Source organism: Paenibacillus sp. FSL K6-0108, assembly GCF_045040695.1.
Taxonomy (GTDB): Bacteria; Bacillota; Bacilli; order Paenibacillales; family Paenibacillaceae; genus Paenibacillus; species Paenibacillus pabuli_B.
The window spans coordinates 7515535-7533222 of record NZ_CP150288.1 but is presented as its reverse complement, the minus strand read 5'-3'; the positions used below and the strand labels follow the sequence as shown (position 1 = coordinate 7533222).

17 protein-coding genes are annotated in these 17688 nt (G+C 49.4%); 15 read left to right on the top strand and 2 right to left on the bottom strand.

The window, feature by feature from the left end; all coding sequences use genetic code 11:
* Positions 1–192 precede the first annotated feature (192 nt).
* The 6 genes from MHB49_RS34010 to MHB49_RS33985 all read left to right on the top strand — a co-directional run bounded on the left by MHB49_RS34010 (position 193) and on the right by MHB49_RS33985 (position 7615).
* On the top strand, positions 193–1725 hold the full coding sequence (locus MHB49_RS34010) for a peptidoglycan DD-metalloendopeptidase family protein (RefSeq protein ID WP_405154582.1): 1533 nt from the start codon (positions 193–195) through the stop codon (positions 1723–1725).
* A 264-nt stretch (positions 1726–1989) separates the two neighbouring features.
* On the top strand, positions 1990–2712 hold the full coding sequence (gene yycF, locus MHB49_RS34005) for a response regulator YycF (protein WP_062327757.1): 723 nt from the start codon (positions 1990–1992) through the stop codon (positions 2710–2712).
* On the top strand, positions 2712–4562 hold the full coding sequence (walK, locus tag MHB49_RS34000; RefSeq protein ID WP_405154581.1) for a cell wall metabolism sensor histidine kinase WalK: 1851 nt from the start codon (positions 2712–2714) through the stop codon (positions 4560–4562). Before yycF ends, walK begins: the two co-directional genes overlap by 1 nt.
* Entirely contained in the window at positions 4546–5826 is a 1281-nt protein-coding gene (locus MHB49_RS33995; protein WP_405154580.1) for a YycH family regulatory protein, read from the top strand. Before walK ends, MHB49_RS33995 begins: the two co-directional genes overlap by 17 nt.
* 232 nt (positions 5827–6058) lie before the next feature.
* Complete coding sequence (gene yycI / locus MHB49_RS33990) at positions 6059–6802, top strand: two-component system regulatory protein YycI (RefSeq protein ID WP_405154579.1); 744 nt, start codon at positions 6059–6061, stop codon at positions 6800–6802.
* Between the two features lie 6 nt (positions 6803–6808).
* Positions 6809–7615 (top strand): MBL fold metallo-hydrolase, encoded by an 807-nt coding sequence (locus tag MHB49_RS33985; RefSeq protein ID WP_405154578.1) that lies wholly within the window; start codon positions 6809–6811, stop codon positions 7613–7615.
* Here MHB49_RS33985 and MHB49_RS33980 read toward each other — a convergent pair.
* Complete coding sequence (locus tag MHB49_RS33980; RefSeq protein WP_090903604.1) at positions 7584–7796, bottom strand: hypothetical protein; 213 nt, start codon at positions 7794–7796, stop codon at positions 7584–7586. The two genes, MHB49_RS33985 and MHB49_RS33980, sit on opposite strands and share 32 nt — an antisense overlap.
* 494 nt (positions 7797–8290) lie before the next feature.
* Here MHB49_RS33980 and MHB49_RS33975 point away from each other — a divergent pair, with 494 nt between their 5' ends.
* The 5 genes from MHB49_RS33975 to rlmH all read left to right on the top strand — a co-directional run bounded on the left by MHB49_RS33975 (position 8291) and on the right by rlmH (position 12409).
* Positions 8291–8494 (top strand): hypothetical protein, encoded by a 204-nt coding sequence (locus MHB49_RS33975; protein ID WP_405154577.1) that lies wholly within the window; start codon positions 8291–8293, stop codon positions 8492–8494.
* A gap of 80 nt (positions 8495–8574) precedes the next feature.
* Positions 8575–9852, top strand: a complete 1278-nt coding sequence (locus MHB49_RS33970; protein ID WP_405157308.1) for a S1C family serine protease — start codon at positions 8575–8577, stop codon at positions 9850–9852.
* A gap of 385 nt (positions 9853–10237) precedes the next feature.
* Positions 10238–10762 carry a hypothetical protein gene (locus tag MHB49_RS33965; protein ID WP_405154576.1) on the top strand — a complete coding sequence of 175 codons (525 nt, stop codon included), beginning with the start codon at positions 10238–10240 and terminating at the stop codon, positions 10760–10762.
* A gap of 337 nt (positions 10763–11099) precedes the next feature.
* On the top strand, positions 11100–11267 hold the full coding sequence (locus MHB49_RS33960) for a CxxH/CxxC protein (protein WP_017691462.1): 168 nt from the start codon (positions 11100–11102) through the stop codon (positions 11265–11267).
* Between the two features lie 662 nt (positions 11268–11929).
* The gene (gene rlmH / locus MHB49_RS33955) at positions 11930–12409 is read left to right on the top strand and encodes a 23S rRNA (pseudouridine(1915)-N(3))-methyltransferase RlmH (RefSeq protein WP_076287200.1); all 480 of its coding nucleotides are present in this window, start codon (positions 11930–11932) and stop codon (positions 12407–12409) included.
* Positions 12410–12656: 247 nt separating this feature from the next.
* On the opposite strand, the gene MHB49_RS33950 is transcribed toward rlmH, so the two are convergent.
* A complete protein-coding gene (locus tag MHB49_RS33950; RefSeq protein ID WP_405154575.1) occupies positions 12657–13547 on the bottom strand; it encodes a hypothetical protein in 891 nt (296 codons plus the stop codon).
* Positions 13548–14658: 1111 nt separating this feature from the next.
* Here MHB49_RS33950 and MHB49_RS33945 point away from each other — a divergent pair.
* The 4 genes from MHB49_RS33945 to MHB49_RS33930 all read left to right on the top strand — a co-directional run bounded on the left by MHB49_RS33945 (position 14659) and on the right by MHB49_RS33930 (position 17400).
* Positions 14659–15300 carry a hypothetical protein gene (locus MHB49_RS33945; RefSeq protein ID WP_405154574.1) on the top strand — a complete coding sequence of 214 codons (642 nt, stop codon included), beginning with the start codon at positions 14659–14661 and terminating at the stop codon, positions 15298–15300.
* A 211-nt stretch (positions 15301–15511) separates the two neighbouring features.
* Positions 15512–16009, top strand: a complete 498-nt coding sequence (locus tag MHB49_RS33940) for a DinB family protein (protein ID WP_405154573.1) — start codon at positions 15512–15514, stop codon at positions 16007–16009.
* Positions 16010–16086: 77 nt separating this feature from the next.
* A complete protein-coding gene (locus MHB49_RS33935) occupies positions 16087–17082 on the top strand; it encodes a helix-turn-helix transcriptional regulator (RefSeq protein ID WP_405157307.1) in 996 nt (331 codons plus the stop codon).
* A 9-nt stretch (positions 17083–17091) separates the two neighbouring features.
* The gene (locus MHB49_RS33930; protein WP_405157306.1) at positions 17092–17400 is read left to right on the top strand and encodes a putative quinol monooxygenase; all 309 of its coding nucleotides are present in this window, start codon (positions 17092–17094) and stop codon (positions 17398–17400) included.
* Positions 17401–17688 lie beyond the last annotated feature (288 nt).

Sequence of the window (17688 nt, the reverse complement as noted above, 5' to 3'; positions counted from 1 at the left end):
TTGAAATGAGTGTAAAACCTGTGTTAAAGTATACGGGTGTGATAAAAGGTTAAAATTTTGACATTTTTACAAGCACAGCTAAAGTCCTGATTTGCGGACACCCGAATACAAATATCGACAAGCATGGGACAGACACAATGGGTGATGTCTTGACAGAAATGCGAACTAAGAAGTGCTGAAAAGGAGAGAATCATGAAAGGTTTCAGAGGCATACGCCAACCGGGCAAGAACCGGGAACACGAACAATCCGGGCAACACCGGACGGCCGAAGACAAAAACAACATGAGCATGTCCAACTTCAGTGGTAACAAAAAGCGCGTGCTGGCCTCGCGCAAATGGATCATTACAGCAGCATGCGGTTTGTTCATCGCTGCATCGATCGGATTCGCAGGCAAACAATACGTTGCTGCAAACACCGTCCCATATTATAAAGTGATGGTCAAAGGAAAAGAGATTGGCACCATCACGAATGAGGCGCAATTACAGAAATTATTTGCAGATAAAACCGAGGAATTCCAAAATAAATATCCAGATGCGGAAATGGTGCTGAACACAGACGGCATCACGACCGAAACCATTAAAGCATACAAACCCGTAGTGAACAGCGATGAGACGTTGGACAAGCTCGGAGACATGCTCACCGCTTATGCCAAGGGTGTAGAGCTCAAGGTAGATGGTGAAGTAATCGGCATTGTGAAGGATCAGGCAACAGCTGATGCGATTCTGGAACAAGTGCAGAACAAATACATATCGGCATCGGCTGTGCGCAGCTCGCTCAAGACGAAGTCGGTATCGGCAAACTCATTGAAGAAAGCCGAGGGGCCGAGTACTACACTGAAATCTGTAGGCATCAAGGAAGATGTGGCGACAGATGTGGTGAAGGCTGATCCAAACAAAATATGGGATGTGTCCGAGGCGGTTAAAGCTTTAACCGTTGGTAAAGACGCGCCTGTAACCTATGTGGTGCGTGAAGGAGATACGATCTCTTCCATTGCTGCGAAATACGAAATTACGCAAAGCGAGATTCGCAAACATAACCCGGGCATCAAAGAAACGTCGCTGCAAATCGGAGACGAGCTTACACTGACGGTGCCAAAACCAGCCGTTACGGTTAAATCGGTAGAGCAGGTGGTTGAACAGATTGAGATTAAACCGCAGGTGGAAGTACGCAAAAGTGCTGAGCTCAAAGCAGGCACAACCAAAGTGGTGCGTCCAGGTCAAAGCGGTCTGAAAAGCATGCAGTATCGGATAACGAAAGAAAATGGTGAAGTCGTTCAGGAGGAATGGCTTGGCCAGGAAGTCATCAAGGCAGCGGTTACTGAAGTGGTCCTGAGTGGAACCAAAGTGGTTGGTGAAGGTACAGGTGAATTTGCTTGGCCGGTATCGAACGCTACGATGAGCAGCAGCTTTGGACAACGCTGGGGTCGCCAGCACAAAGGTGTTGATCTTGTAGGAAACAGGGACGTGAAAGCGTCTGATGAAGGCGTGATTACTTTTGCAGGACAGAAGAGTGGTTATGGCAATGTGATTATTATTAACCACCGTAATGGATACGAAACACTTTATGGGCACTTGAACAGCATCGGTGTTAAGGTTGGTCAAGTCGTTGAAAAAGGTGAGAGCATCGGCGTCATGGGTAACACGGGCCGTTCGACCGGAACGCATCTGCATTTCGAGATTATCAAGAACGGAACGGTGGAAAATCCGTTGACATACTTGAACTAGTTATATCGCAATCGAGGGGCAAGGTTGGCAGTTGATGCTGGCCTTGTTTTTTGCTGCTGTAAAAATTTTTCAGTTTGGGCTGTACATTGGCCCTGATCGGGATGTGACGGTGCTTCAGGTATGTTAAACTATAGACTATAGGCAACACGACATATGATATAGACTATATTCAATGAAATCGTAGGAAACACAATTTATATAAGTTGAATAAGAGAGATAGACCGCTCAGGCGGATCAAGCAAGATATAGGGGTGAAGACAGCCGATGCAGGGGAAGATTTTGGTGGTGGACGATGAACAGCCCATTGCGGACATTCTGAAGTTTAATTTGGAAAAAGAGGGGTACGAGGTCATCTGCGCATTTGATGGCATTCGTGCGGTTGAATTGGCGTTATCCGAGAAGCCAGATCTGATGCTGCTGGACCTGATGCTGCCAGGTAAGGATGGTATGGATGTGTGCCGCGAGGTGCGTGCCCATCTGGAGATGCCAATCATTATGCTGACCGCAAAGGATGGCGAGATCGACAAGGTGCTCGGTCTGGAGCTGGGTGCGGATGATTACGTGACAAAGCCTTTCAGTACGCGTGAGCTGCTTGCCCGGGTAAAAGCACAGATGCGCAGACGTCAAAAGCCTGCCATCACGGCTGAAGCGCCAGAAGACGAAGAGAAACAGGTCATGCGTTTATTTGATCTGGCGTTTGATATGGACATGTATACAGCTTACAAAGGCGGCGAACCGCTGGATCTGACCCACCGTGAGTATGAACTTCTCTATTATATGGCGAAGCATTCTGGCAAGGTCATGACACGTGAACATCTGCTGCAGGCGGTATGGGGATATGAATATTTCGGGGATGTGCGTACCGTGGATGTTACGATTCGTCGTCTGCGTGAGAAGATTGAGGAGAACCCGAGCAAACCGGAAACGATTCTGACTCGCCGCGGGCTGGGTTATCTCGTGCGCAGTCCCAAAAGCGTGGGGATATAATGGGGCGTTTCTCGCGATTTTCGTTCTTTCGAACGATTCAGGCGAAATTGATTATTATCTATGTACTGCTGATTCTGATTGCAATGCAATTGATCGGCGTTTATTTTGTCAGTGCGATGAAGAACTCGCTGACCAGCAACTTCACGGAGGATTTGCAGGCACGGGCTGAAATGCTGTCTGTGCTTGTAGGGGAGACGATGGCTGGTGGAGAAGCTGAGGCTGGCGAGGACAAAACGGAAAATCTGCGAGAATTGGTAAACAATCTGTTTAACATTAACGGCGCCGAGATTCAGGTGCTGGATGCCAGCGGCAAAGTGCTGACCACCTCGTTAAGTTCCCATTCGGACTATGTTGGGCGCAAAAACACCCAGACTGTTGTCAGCCGTGCGCTGCAAGGCATTCGGGACAATGAGGAATATATCGTGGACGAGGATAATGTCCGCAAAAAAGTCGTTGCCAAGCCGGTGCTGTCCGGCGGCAAGATTATCGGCGCGGTCTACATCGCCGCTTCAATGAATGAGTTATATGCCACAATGGAGGGCATTAACAAGATTTTTATCTCTGGCATTTTGATCGCCTTGGTATTAACCGCAGTGCTTGGTGTCATTCTGTCACATACGATTACACAGCCCATCAAGGAAGTCACACGAAGGGCGACGGCGGTCGCGGAAGGCAACTTCGACCAGCAGACCCCTGTATTCGGAACGGATGAGATTGGACAGCTCAGTCGGGCGTTCAACTATATGACTAGCAGATTGCGGGATGCACTCTCCCAGAATGAAGAGGAGAAGGAGAAGCTCACGTCCATTCTCACCAATATGAGCGATGGCGTGGTCGCAACAGACGAATATGGCAAAGTCATTCTGGTGAACCGCCGTGCCAGCAGCATTCTGGGCATGCGTCCGGCGGACATTGAAGGAAGGCACTTTGCCGTATTGCTGGGCATCGATCCGGAAGATGCAGAAGCGTTAGCCAGTGGCTTTACAGGTTCGACACTGCTCCAGATTGCGCCTGCGGGACAAGAAGATCCCGTTGTCATCCGCATGACATTTACACCGGTTCATCGTCGTGAGCTGGGCATTACAGGTACGATCGCTGTGCTTCAGGACGTTACGGAGCAGGAAGAACTGGAAGCGTCACGGCGTGAATTCGTGGCAAATGTCTCTCATGAGCTGCGTACACCGCTGACTACCATTAAGAGCTACGCAGAAGCGCTGGATGATGGTGCTCTTGAAGATCCGCAGCTTGCTGGACGATTCGTTGGAGTAATCCAGAATGAGACAGAGCGCATGATTCGCTTAGTTACGGATTTGCTGCATCTGTCCAGGCTCGATTCCAAGGAAGCGATGCTGCGCAAACAGCCCACCGACATCATGGAGATGTTGGAAGAAGTGTCCGACCGTTTTTCGTTCCAGATGCATCAGAAGGATATTCAACCTGTGCTTTCTGTAGAGAACGGGATTCCAGCGGTTCCGCTGGATCGCGATCAAATCGACCAGGTGCTTGATAATGTTGTGTCCAATGCTCTGAAATACACGCTCGAAGGCGGCACAATTACTATTGCAGCCAGGCGCAATGATGATCATACTCTTGCTATATCGGTGACCGATACGGGCATGGGGATTCCACAGCGGGATCTGGATCGCATTTTTGAACGATTTTACCGCGTAGACAAGGCCCGTTCCCGCAGCATGGGCGGTACAGGGCTTGGATTGTCCATTGCCCGGGAAATTGTGAAGGCTCATGATGGTCATATCTCACTGGAGTCCGAGGTGGACGTGGGGACGACGGTAACGTTCACGCTTCCGATGCGTGAGGAAGGAGGTGAGCACCTTGAAAGAGCGGATTAAATCTTTGGTGCTTGCTTCCCTCGTCGTTGCCAGTTTGGTACAAAGCTACTTCCTGATCTATCGTTTGCCCGGTGGGGGCGACTCGATCGTGACTTCAGAGACGAACTATGTAAAGACCGAGAATATGGGCCAGGAGCGTAATATTGAAGATTTAATTTTTCCTGATCAGATGGTTATTCATCTGGGAGCGGACAAACATACGGTATTTTATCCGGGCAATACGTTCTATCAGCTGATCTATTCACGGTTGCAGGGCCGTACGTTTGATGATTTTCAGCGTCGGAGCGTGCAGTCTGTCAACTGGGATCAGATTCGTAAGGAGAACCCCGGCTTTGAGCTGTCGTTCAAGGAAGGCATACCTGTTGCGTTATTACAGCGCGTGATGCGACTAGGGACAGACTCTCTCTTTCAGGGGGAGACGATTAATCGGATCTCGATCTATACGGCCAAAAATGAAACCAAGGCACACGCGCTATTCTTCAGCGCCAAAGGTGATGTGGTCTACGAGGCAACGCAGGCGGATCTGACGGTACAGGATGTGCAGCAGCATGTCGACTTCGGCAGCAGCTGGACACCTTATATGCTGATGGACGGTGGATATTATATCCCGGCAGAAGAACTGGAGACGATCGAGGCTGATGTGCCCACAGGCCAGTTCACTGTCGAGCAAATGCAGCGCAGCCTGTTCTTTGATCCAAGCATGACCCGAAACATCCGGGAAAAGGATGGATCGGAAATCTATACGGACAGCAAACGAAGTCTGCAAGTGAAGCAAGAGCAGCGCTGGATTAGCTACACCGATCCGGCGGCACCGCCAGCGGGACAGATTGATGCAGCGAAGGACGCGCTGTCCGCAGTTGATTTTGTCAATCAGCATGGCGGCTGGAAAGGTCGATCACGCATGATGCTGGATACTACCGATACAAAGACGAAGCTTCAGTTCCAGCAATATTACAGCAGCTTTCCGATTATGGACTCGATGCAGTTCCGGTTCGGAACGATCAGCATGGAAATGCAGCAGGAGACAGTGTCCAGCTATGAACGTTCGCTCGAATATCTGAACGAAGGCGCGGAGACGAAGAAATCGGTCACCCTGCCCGGTGGGGACAAGCTGAAGGCGCTCATCCAGAAGGTGGCGGGTACCAACCGCAAGGTCGTAGACGTGTATCCGGCGTACCGTCCATCCAGCATTGAGGACGGGCTGAAGCTGATTCCGGTATGGGTCATTCGCTTCGGAGACGGTGAGGAAACCACCGTTTCTTGATGGGTTGTAAAATATGAAGTCATTTGATATCCGGACGAGGTTTAAGATCACACGTTAACGGAGGGGGCAGGAAAAACCTGAAGAAGCGAAGCGCTCGCCTTTATCTCCGGATTTCTCCCTTAGGAAAAGGGAATCAAGAAATCTGGGGATAACAGCGATCGGAAGGTTGTTCTGACCACGGAGTGGTAAGTGTGATAGTAGTCGTATTTATCAAATGAAGGAGGTGAATGTTTTGGATTGGGGACGGGCGAAAAATGTATTGATCTATGCCTTCCTGCTGCTCAATCTGGTGCTGGGTTACCAGATCTGGATGGATGCGCGGGAGACGGCCGGAGCCAATCTGGACTTCACCTCGCTGGCGGATAATACACAGCAGGCGATGGAGGAGAAGGGCATTCAGGTGCTGGCTCCTATTCCGAATGAAACGCCAAAGCTGCCGAAGCTTTCGTATGAGTTCATCGAAGATAACAAGGCAGGTATTGAGGTTGAACTGGAAAAGCATGTGGACAGCAAGTTGATCTTCTCGCAAAGCGAGCTGGAGGATGCACTGCAGGACGAGATTCCCCAGATCGGTACGTATCGGTTGGATCAGTTGATGGCAGAGGATGGGGCTTTTGTGCTTCACCCGTTGGTGGATGGCAAATGGCCGCTCTTCAATGTTAGTCTGGAGCTATTCTACAGCGACCAGAAAATTACGGGGTACCGTCAGACTCCGGTGCGGATTACGACAGCGGAGGAGAGCGATCAGCAGGTGCTTCCGGCGTCGAAGGCGCTGGGTACGCTGATCGAGAACTTTTTGCCCAATGATGCGATTGTCAAAGATATTCAGTTGGGCTATTATGGCCAGTTGTTCAATTCAGATATGCAGGTGGCGATGCCGGCATGGCGGTTCGTGCTGGAAAGTGGCGAAGTGTTGTACGTGCAGGGCATCAGCGGGGATGTATTCAGTCCCAAGACAGACAAACCAGGGGAGTAATGCGTTATGGGGATATATTTTACCGTGTTATCCAGCGGTTCGACAGGGAATGCCACGGTTATACAGCATGGGGGCACGTCCCTCATGATCGATGCGGGTCTTAGTGCGAAGCGGCTGGAGGCATTGTTCCTGGAACGGGAGATTTCGGGAACGGAACTGGACGGGATTCTGGTGACACATGAACATTCCGATCACATTAAAGGACTAGGCGCGATGTCTCGGAAATATAATTTACCAATCTATGCAAATACGAGTACGTGGGCGGCACTGGAGAAGTCCGTTGGGGCGATTCCAGAGGAGAACCGGAGGGTATTTGAGACCGGTGAAAAGCATGATTTTGGCTCCCTGCGTGTGGAATCCTTCGGGATCTCCCATGATGCGGCGGAACCGGTAGGGTACACATTCGATGATGGCAGTGAGAAGTTGTCCGTGGCGACGGATCTCGGATATATGAGCGACAAGGTTCGCGATGCAATCTCGGATTCGGATGTACTTGTGCTGGAGGCGAACCATGATGTCGAATTGCTGCGTATGGGACGGTATCCATGGAACACCAAGCGCCGCATTCTGAGCGACATTGGGCATTTGTCGAACGAAGCGGCGGGAGCTGCGCTCAGTGAACTGATGAACGGACGCATCAAGCGCACGTATCTGGCACATTTAAGCCGGGATCATAATATGATGGATTTGGCCAAAATGAGCGTGCGTGATGCGATGGAGAGCCGTGGATGTTTTTATCGGGATCATGAGTTCAAGCTCTGTGATACGTATTATGATCGGCCTACGCCATGGGATAGGGTGGGTGAGCCATAAAGCTGTCGAGTTCGGCGGCTTTACGCTCCACTTCTTCGCGGGTCAGAATGCCTTTGTCGACGAGCAGTTCAATTATGGTGCTTAGGGCAAGAGTGTTGCGGTAATGCTCTTCCTTGAGATCGGCCAGCTTGGCCGCCATATGGACTTCATCCATGGCCGTAAGTGTACGCGTGCGATCCATCATGTGAATCCTCCTTCTATGAAGCTTCGAATTGTCTTTTACTATTATTGTAGTCAGGCTGGGTGGAAAACATTCCTCTTTTTGCCGCTATAATTACACGTAAGGGAAGTGTATGCTGAACCAGGGGCTGCTTTTTGTTATAAAAAGACGGAAAAGTTCGCGGGAATAGGGAAAATTGCGCTTAGCGAACCGGATTTTGTGGTGATAGATACTATAGACCTTTTTTGGTTAAGCACGTTATAGCGGAAATTTCCGTTAATCTTCGTAATTATGCAACTTTTTAAGATTTGGCGTGTTTAGTATATAGGGAGCTTTATAGTAGAGGCTGATTTGTGTGCAAAAAGGCATGTCGTAGAATGCGAGAGCATTTCTGATAGAGTCACAGGCAGAATGGGATGCCCGTTCTGTTGTACATAGACGCTTCATTCCGAGTTAGCGGGGATGGCAGCGATATGAAAAACGATTTTTTATAACATGCAAGAAAGCATGGAAGAATGAGTTGGTATTTACGGTACACGCGTAACGGAGGACACAGGAACGAAGCTGGAGAAGCGAAGCGTTCGCTTGAAAGCTTTCTGAAAGAAAGCTGCTTCGGAAGGATACGCTATCACCGGATTTCACCCTGTGAAAAGGGATCGAGGAAATCCGGGGATAACAGCGATCGGAAGCTCGGCTGTGGCCGGAGTGGGGTAACGTAAGGACAAAGTCGTTGGCCATGCGAAAACAATTAGGCGGCAGTCAGGTCTTGATGCGTGACAACGAAGGGGAGAGGATCACGATGGGATTGTTTGGAGACGATTTTTATTCAACCAAAGTATCAAGACGCGCCGAACCTGAACAGAAAGGTAAACTTCAGATCATTCGCCCTGGAGGCAGGGGCAGGGGACGGGACCGCTGGCAGAATCCACGCAAGTCACGCTCGGGCTTTAGCTCCACGGTCAAGGTAGCGGTGATCAGTTCAGTAATTAGCTCCATCGTGACCGTCACGCTGTTCAGCTTTATCGTGCAGCCCGCCGCATTACCTCTGGCGAACGCTGCAGGGAACGGCGGAGGCGGTACACCGACAGCGCAGGCGGCTGATCCGTATGACCGCATTATTCAGGCAGCGGCGAAGGTTCGCCCTTCCGTGGTGAGCATTGTGAATCATAAAACGGGCAGCAGCCTGTCGATGGAAGATTCCGCGCTGGGGTCAGGGGTCATTTTCAAGAAGGAAGATGGCAAAGCCTACATCATGACCAATCATCACGTCGTGGAAGGTGCGAGTGATCTGGAGATTGTTACGGTGGACGGTGAAACGCATAAGGCGAAGCTGGTGGGCAAAGACCGGGTCAGTGACATTGCGGTATTGTCCGTGCAGGATGAGAAGGGCATCGGTCCAGCCGCAGAGCTTGGCGATTCCAGTAAACTCCAGCGCGGCCAAACGGTGCTGGCGATCGGGAATCCACTCGGTCTGGGCGGCACGCTGACGTCAGGCATTGTCAGTTATACAGATCGCATACTTCCAGTGTCCATTAATCAGGATGGTGTGTACGACTGGGAACAAAACGTGATCCAGACGGATGCGGCGATTAACGAAGGCAACAGCGGCGGTGCGCTGGCTGATCTGAACGGCAAATTGGTCGGCATCAACACGATGAAAATCTCGGATACAGGCGTTGAAGGTCTGGGCTTTGCGATTCCGATGAACGAAGTGATGAAAACGGTCGATTCCCTGCTGCTGAACGGCAAAGTGTCTCGTCCATATCTGGGTGTATATACTGTTGATCTGAGCAATCCGTATGCCCCACTGGATGACGAGCAGCGTAAAGACCTGAAGCTGCCATCCCACGTGGACAGCGGTGTGGTTGTGCTGGAGGCGTCTGGTCCGGCATCCGAAGCGGGCATGAAGCTGAATGATGTCATTACGGAATTTGATGGGCAAAAAATTACCTCTACGCTTGATCTGCGGAAATATCTGTACGATAAGAAGAAGATCGGCGATACGATTGAAATCACCTTTTACCGGGACGGCAACGCCGAGAAGGTGTCGGTGAAGCTGACAGACAAACCGGAGTAAGGCAGGTTTAACGGAGCGTATACGGTTACGTGGCTTGAAATGGCAATGCTAGAAGAGTGATCAGATCAACTGACCACTCTTTTTTAGTTGTTGGTTCAGTATTATATGTAATGTTTGTTTATATAAGGTGGAGTGGCTCGGAATAAGAGGCAATGAACTGGCACTTACCACTGATCGACTATGGGTGGACGTATTCATTCGACAGTAAATGAGTGTATTAACCATTTTTATGTTTCCATGATCAGTTAGACCCGGAGCCAAAGGAGCAGATACATAAGACTTGGGCTGTGGTAAACTGTTGTCAATATGTTCGGACGGTCGCTGATGCAAATAACATCCGTTTGTCGATCTGATTTTTTATTTCAGAATGGGAGGGGTATTTTTAATGAAAGGATTGAGGAAAAAAATGCTTGGGGGAACGAGTGTAGCACTGTCGCTGTTTGTGCTGTCTGCCTGTGGATCTGAGGTAGCTACACTAGGAGCATCTGTTGATACAAGTGCTTTGCAGGAGAAGATTGCTGGCCTGGAGAAGAAACTGGTGGAACAGGGAGCCAAGAGTATTGAGCAGGAACAAAAGATCGCAGAGCTTGAGACCAAGTTGAGTGAGCTGAGTACGACTGTGATCGCGGCATATGAGACTGGTAGTCCAACTTCTGCAGCCTCGGGCAACAATGGATCGGCCGGGAAAGGTGACGGAATTCTGATTACATTTGCCCAATACGAGAAGCTTGAAGTTGGCATGTCGGTAGAAGATGTCATCGAGATCCTTGGCGGCGAAGGTGAAGCGCTGAGCGAAGCAGAAAATATGGTGGTCTACAACTATAAGGGCACCGGGGGTTCGGGAGCCAATGCAGTAATCGCATTCCAAGGCGGCAAGCTGCTGACGAAGGCGCAGTCGGGGCTGGAGTAAGAATGATGATGGATATCCGTTGAAGATGGATTAAAATAGGATGGATTCGAACGGGTGAATTCCAGATGTGCGGTAAGTTGATTAGTTGTGAATGATCGGAATAGATTATGGAAACTAGAGAAGTGTTACTTTGGGATGCCAGGGGCGTCGAGAAGTGACGCCTTTTTGGTGTTGTTTTTGCCGAAATGAGAAGAATGGTGGAAGTTGGACACGATAAATGGGGGCTAGGGGTTTCTTTTCCGCGGCAGGTGTGATAGAACAGAGAAGTGGCTATCCTGTATGGATAAGCGGTTGTGAATCGGGAGCATAGCTGGATACAGAAAGGATGCTTGAACGGATGTACGTTGTATGCAAAGAACACGTGGACATCGCCATCGACATGTTTGTTGATGAGTATGAGGACGCTCCGGATATTGTTGATCTGAAGGAGACGGAATTTGCCGATTGGGACCCGCCTGCGAAGTGCGCCGAGTGCGAACAGCACGCGGAGTTTCTCGTCGTTTAGCGTACTGTAGGAATTGACGGCTGGAAGCGCGATTAGATCGGTGCTTCTGGCAGGCTTCCATCCGGTATGAACATCACAGCAAGAAGCAAAGGAGAGCGTGATGAACGCTCTTCTTTGCATTTGTTGGGGATTGGTGTGGTTGTTAGACAGCGTGGAGTTGGGCTTGGATCGTAGGGGCTAATGTGGAATTAGGCGAGAGTAGGAGTTAAAGTTAGGTAGGTGCCAAGTTCCGAGATGGGAGCGAGCTAGATTGTAGCAACGGTGCAAGGTGCAGGTAATCGAAGCCTAGGCATGGGAGAAAAGTGACGTTGGGTAACATTGATGTGGGTAGGGACGTGGATGTGGACGAGCCTAGTAGCTCTAATGAACCTGATACTTCTTATTTGGCGCAAATACCGTCTAGTTGAAATTTAACGAATCGTAGACACGTTATATTACTGAAAAGGCCTCGAAAGAGGTGGGAAACGCTCGTTTTGACTGTGATAGCGTGTTTCAGATTCGTTAGATTTTAAATGAGCCGAAATGGGGCTGAATAAGGTGTGTGGGGTTCGTTAGAATTTGGAGAAATGTGTAGTATAGGTATAATACGTTGGGATGAACGATGCGTTGAAGCATCTTGCTTATAGATTATTTTGCAAGACAATTAGGAGGAATAAATTTTCATGTTGATTCAGATTATTGGCGTAGGCAAATTGAAGGAAAAATATTTGACGCTGGGCATCCAGGAATATGCCAAGCGGCTCGCCCCGTACATCAAGTTTCAGATGATCGAGGTCGCAGACGAAAAGGCGCCCGACACCCTGAGCGAAGCCGAGGTGCGGGCGGTGAAGGAGCGCGAGGGTGAACGCATCCTCGCGCATGTGAAGAGCGAGGCGCATGTCGTTGCGCTCGCGTTGGATGGCCAGCTCTGGAGTTCCGAGGAGCTGGCAACAGAGATCGACAAGCTCGGCACGTATGGGACGAGCCATGTCGTGTTTGTCATCGGAGGAAGCCACGGGCTCTCCGATGAGGTGCTGCGCCGCGCGAAGCAGCGCTTGAGCTTCGGGCGCATGACTCTGCCGCACCAGCTTATGCGGCTGGTGCTGGTAGAGCAGATTTATCGCGCGGTGAAGATCAATCGGGGTGAACCGTACCATAAATGATTTGCGAAAAATAGCCTTAATGGGATCCTATGAGACCTTTAGTTTCAGATGCTTTTTAGTTCTTTATGATAACCAGATATTTTCGATGTTGTGAGACGGATGATCCTCCAAGGCCTCTCTTGCTACTTACTGCGCATAGGAATACCGAGCGAGCGCCAATTTGTCCTGCGTTAAAAATGGTTGAGCGAAGCTTTAGCTCCGTGTTGCCTTGATTCCTTATAACCATCTTACCATCAGGGCCGTAAAATCAACCGTCCGACGGGGTGTACTTGCCCACGTCCGGATCAAATGCGGCTCCGCTCGCCAGGTCCAGCTCCACGTGAGTGGTTCCGCGTTCGTCGGTCAGCACGATCATTCGCGACCCGACGACGGGAACGCGGTCGGTGCTGGTTCGCATGTGTGCTGAGACGACACGAGGAGCACCGTCAACGATATAATTTACCTCAACCGTGAACATCGGAAAATTAAAGTGCCAACTGTTAGTAAAATTCACGGCGGTCAACGTCCCGGTGCATGACGTACCCTCCACGCGGAGTCGCTCGATGTTCGCCTGGCGCCGCCGGGCGTGGGTGATAGAGCCGGGCAACCGCAGGAGTGTGATAGCGGCCCAGAGGGCGAAGGTAGCTCCGACAACGGCGCCGAGCTCTTTCGGGATCGTCGGCGACGTCGCTATTGCCTCGAGATCGAAAGTTCGCGATGGATTGCTTGTTAGCGTCCAGAGCAGGAGGGCTCCCGCGATTACGGTGAGTCCTCCTGTGACTCCTAGCGTCCCGAACAGACCAGCTATCCTGGTCTGTCCAAACTGCTCGACCGTACTTGAGTACACTCCGCTTGTCGCACCGATCGAGATGAAGAGCAGCACCACGGCGACGCTCACAGTGACCGGATGACCGAGGAATATGCTGATCGCTGGTGTCGGTGCTAGGCCGAGCAGGGCACCGAACGGCACGGAGCCTGTTAGTGCCCACAGTATAGCGGATGCGAGTAACCACGGCAGCAGTGGAGCCACTCGTCCTATGCGACGTCCCGGCTGAAGCGTAGTCATCCGTCCGTTCCTGTCCGTGGTGGAGAACAATGGCAGCATCACAATGTGCTCTTGCTGCCCGTGCTTTTGCTGACCCTCCACAGCATCCCTCATCGACATCGCCCTCCCGAGGAAGATACTCGTACCCTGAGCGGCGGAGGGGGATTCCCCGCGACTCGGCCGGGACGCTCAACTATAAAATGGAGGAGTTTCTCCCCTTTTTTTTCCTCGTTATTGAACGTTTTTTTGTAGGTGTTATGATATCCTAGGTGCCGTAGTAGAAAGTTCAACTTCCTGTTATCTTTGTACTCAGCCATACATAACTTCACCCCCAATAGTTCATATCTATATTTTACCACTATAAGGTTGTCTGCTGTAAATACCTTTAAGTCGACATACATTTCAATATGGCGTGAGCAACTAATAGGTACGATGGTTGAACGGAACCAGCAGATCACCGAGCAGCAGCAGTTCCTTTCTTATTTTTCGCCGATAGCCCCGTTAAGCTGAAACGTATCATAAGTAAGACGAAACGGCGATTACGGATTTCATATCATCCTTCCGCTTGTCTATGCTGCGCTTGGCATCGCTTTCTGGGGCTACGTTGAAAAGCCGCAGACTCTAGGTGCCAAAAAGGATTATAATAAATACTTAGAAATTTGTATCTAAACATAGCATTCATGTTGAAAGGAGAATATAGATGACGGTAAGGTTTAGCTTGAGTATTACGGATGGAGATTTCATCGACAACATAGAAGTTCCAATTTATAAAGTGTATCGCAAGGGTACCTCTTTTCAACTGATCATTTAAATCGCAACCCTGCTCGTAATGAACACAAAAGAATTGCTGGTTATCGATGAATCGGGGATAACACCAGAGAGCATGTTTAAAAGTGTTACAGAATTTTGTGAAAAAGATTATCCCTTATTTATTGGATAGGAAAAATGAGTCGTTATTTTGATTTGGAGAGTACTATGATGCAGAGAAAGATAAGATGGTGGACATTGATGATATTGAGATTTCCTGTTTAATAGGCAAGGGCAGCCATCTTACAAGAAGAAGAGAATAAGTAATATAGGATCTACAGAGATAGTTACTGAGGAATATGAATCAATAGATTTTTTAAATAGGATAATTGTGGCTTAAATATGATGTGGAAACGTGGAAGATTTCCTTGCGCGGCCTAAAGGTACCTCATTAAGTTTCTTGGAGGAGAGTTGTAGAATGCCTTTGGACAATAAAACAAAAGTTTTAGTTGAGCGGACAGACAGTATACTTTATTATGCCGAATCTGACCTATCGAAAGATCATGGGGCAGGCTGGATCGGTGGAAATGCACCTGACTTTTTTGATGATCAAGATGACCTCATCCATGAAGGTAACCAGAAATATGTTTTTTACTTGACCCTTGTCCATCCCTTTAAACCGGAGAGCATGATTTCGATCTTCATCCCTGAAGACTATGAGGAGTATTTGGTGAACAATATGTATCCTAATTGCTCGATTAAGGTGATTGAGCATCCCATTTCAACTGAAAGCACTAAAGAGATGTTTACTAATCCAGGCCTTATAAAACACATCATTTCAGATGGGGCACTAAGCAATGACAAGAAATCGATAGACCAGTCATTTTTGATCAAAGTAGGTGGAAACCCGAGACTTATTCAAAATGAAGACTATTATTTTACGAAACTTAGGGAGGAGTCATTTTCCTTCTTATTCCAGGTAGATGAAGATGGTTACCCCGAAACGTTGGTTCAACATGATTACAACTATCCTTTTGGTTTTGGATCGCTTTATATCTTCGCCATAATAGGAGCGACCGAGATCCAACACCCTGTAGCAGGCTTTTGGCAATTCTCTTGATTCGCTCTATAGATGTTACGATGAACCGTATCATAAATAACGGTAAGTTATTAGCGAGGATAGTAGAGACGGATATGGACACGGCAAACTGTTGTATATCAGTTACTTCAAAAATTTATTCAGGTTGAGTCAAAAACACTGACCGTAACTGTCAGTGTTTTTTTTGTATGCTTGTCGAGTGTTAGTCAATAATGGACTGGAGGAACAAAAAATGTTTACAAAAATTGAAGACTTTGCTGCGGAATGGACTAGTGAGGCGGAATTAACTGCTACCGTACTGGATGCACTTACGGATGATTCTCTTGGACAGGAGGTTATCGAAGGCCGACGAATGCTTGGACAAATCGCTTGGCATCTGGTTCGATCGCTGCACTTCATGACAACTTTGGGACTCACGTTCGAAGCTCCCTCCAGAGGCGAAGAAGCTCCGGATTCTGCTGCATTTATAGCTTCGGAGTATCGGCAGATCAGCAAGAATTTGCTAAACGCGGTTCGAACGCAGTGGAATGACGAATCTTTGCGCGAGTCGGTCATGATTCACGAGGAAGCTTGGCTGAACGGAAGTTCCCTTCGTTATACGATCATGCACCAAGCGCATCATCGCGGACAGATGACCGTTCTCATGCGCCAGGCCGGACTTCGAACGCCTAATGTTTACGGTCCGACTTACGATGCTTGGGTCGAGAAAGGGATAGCGCCTTTAATCTAAGTTTCTTTACAATGAAATAAATAGAAGCGATAGGCTATATGCTTTTCAAGATAACGGTCTAGGGAGTGAAGAACGGTTTGTCAAAAGCGGATAATATGCTGTCCATACTATGGTTGCTTCGTTCGGGAAAGCGGGTGACGGCGCAACAGCTTGCGGACGATTTGGAGATTCATGTTCGCACCGTATACCGATGCATTGACTCACTGTGCGCGAGCGGAGCCCCGATTATTGCCGATTCCGGTCCGAACGGCGGTTACCGACTTCTCGGTGAATTTGTCGATTCTCCGCTGCTCTTCGATTCCGAAGAGCAGAAGGCGCTCGTACATGCATCCGTCTTCGCACGGGAAGCGGGTTATCCGTTCACGGATGCGCTTTCTCGAGCGGTCGATAAGCTGAAGCGATACACGAATGAAGAGCAACTTGAGTGGATTAATAGACATAGCAGCGGGCTTGCCGTCATCCAGACACCCACGGACGCGAGAGAACTTGAATTGCTCAGACGGTTAGAGGAAGCCGTAGCCCGAGGAGAGTCGCTGAACATGGACTATGCCAAAGGACCGCAGCTTACTCCAAGCCATCGAGTCCTCGACCCCTACGGCATCGTGCATTGGAAAGGGATATGGTACGTTGCAGGGTTTTGCCGGTTGCGGCAAGAGATCCGAAGCTTCCGAGTGGATCGCATCGTCCGTTTGGAGGCGGCGGATACCCGCTTCGAACGTCCAGCTGCCTTTTCCGCGAGGGATTTCCTCTTGCATTCTTTACTTCCGGATTCGCTCGAAGCCGAGACGCTAGTCATCGTAAGGCTTCAGGGACACGAACACGCGCTTAACGAGCTATGCAAGCATTGGCTGTTTGGTCATGCGCTGATCGAACGCAGGCAGCCCGGCGAAGCTCTGTTTAAGCTAGGAGAACTGTCGCTGAAAACATATGTTCCGTACTTTCTTCTTCCGTACGGGAAGTCTCTCGAGATACTTGAGCCGCAAATACTAATAGATCGAATGGCTGAGGTCAGCCTCGAAATGTTTAAACACTACGAAGCGATGCAAATAAAATCAGAGGATAAGAAGGGATGAAGAGTGGATATGAACAAATTTGCGATGTACGGGAAATTGACGGCCAGCCCCGGGAAACGGGATGAACTCGCTTTATTATTGCTGGAAGCTTCGCGTAGCTTGAAGGATATGTTGGGCTGTGAGCTCTATATTATCAATGAATCCGTAGATGACCCCGATACGATCTGGGTCACTGAGCTGTGGAGCGATGCAGAGGCTCATGCCGACTCTCTCAAGAACGAAGAAGTGCTGGCCGTCATTCAACGCGCACGTCCTTTAATCGAAGGCGTAGAACCGGTTCGACTCCGTCCCGTTGGCGGCAAGGGGTTAGACGTATAAAGAGGCCAAATTCAGCCCCAAAACTTGCCGTTACAGACAGCCCGGTGAACGTATCATAAGTAGGGCGAAAATCAATTTATAGAAGTCAGAAGCCACTTCTGATATTTCGCGGTCATTAGCCGAGGTGGACCCCGAGCACATGTGCGGCTGCAGGCGACCCGACGCCTCCTTCCTATTATCTGGCCAGTCAGAATTCTGATTGGCTTTTTTTCTGTTCACTCTAAGATTACGGTAACCGTGGGAATAGGGGCTCTTAGGGTGCACGCGCAAAAAAAAACGGATCTCCGG

Excerpts from the sequence above, each read along its gene's own strand:
- MHB49_RS34010 (WP_405154582.1), top strand. The coding sequence starts at position 193 with ATGAAAGGTTTCAGAGGCATACGCCAACCGGGCAAGAACCGGGAACAC.
- yycF (WP_062327757.1), top strand. The coding sequence starts at position 1,990 with ATGCAGGGGAAGATTTTGGTGGTGGACGATGAACAGCCCATTGCGGAC.
- walK (WP_405154581.1), top strand. The coding sequence starts at position 2,712 with ATGGGGCGTTTCTCGCGATTTTCGTTCTTTCGAACGATTCAGGCGAAA.
- MHB49_RS33985 (WP_405154578.1), top strand. The coding sequence starts at position 6,809 with ATGGGGATATATTTTACCGTGTTATCCAGCGGTTCGACAGGGAATGCC.
- MHB49_RS33980 (WP_090903604.1), bottom strand. The coding sequence starts at position 7,796 with ATGGATCGCACGCGTACACTTACGGCCATGGATGAAGTCCATATGGCG.
- MHB49_RS33975 (WP_405154577.1), top strand. The coding sequence starts at position 8,291 with ATGAGTTGGTATTTACGGTACACGCGTAACGGAGGACACAGGAACGAA.
- MHB49_RS33970 (WP_405157308.1), top strand. The coding sequence starts at position 8,575 with ATGGGATTGTTTGGAGACGATTTTTATTCAACCAAAGTATCAAGACGC.
- MHB49_RS33965 (WP_405154576.1), top strand. The coding sequence starts at position 10,238 with ATGAAAGGATTGAGGAAAAAAATGCTTGGGGGAACGAGTGTAGCACTG.
- MHB49_RS33960 (WP_017691462.1), top strand. The coding sequence starts at position 11,100 with ATGTACGTTGTATGCAAAGAACACGTGGACATCGCCATCGACATGTTT.
- rlmH (WP_076287200.1), top strand. The coding sequence starts at position 11,930 with ATGTTGATTCAGATTATTGGCGTAGGCAAATTGAAGGAAAAATATTTG.
- MHB49_RS33950 (WP_405154575.1), bottom strand. The coding sequence starts at position 13,547 with ATGAGGGATGCTGTGGAGGGTCAGCAAAAGCACGGGCAGCAAGAGCAC.
- MHB49_RS33945 (WP_405154574.1), top strand. The coding sequence starts at position 14,659 with ATGCCTTTGGACAATAAAACAAAAGTTTTAGTTGAGCGGACAGACAGT.
- MHB49_RS33940 (WP_405154573.1), top strand. The coding sequence starts at position 15,512 with ATGTTTACAAAAATTGAAGACTTTGCTGCGGAATGGACTAGTGAGGCG.
- MHB49_RS33930 (WP_405157306.1), top strand. The coding sequence starts at position 17,092 with ATGAACAAATTTGCGATGTACGGGAAATTGACGGCCAGCCCCGGGAAA.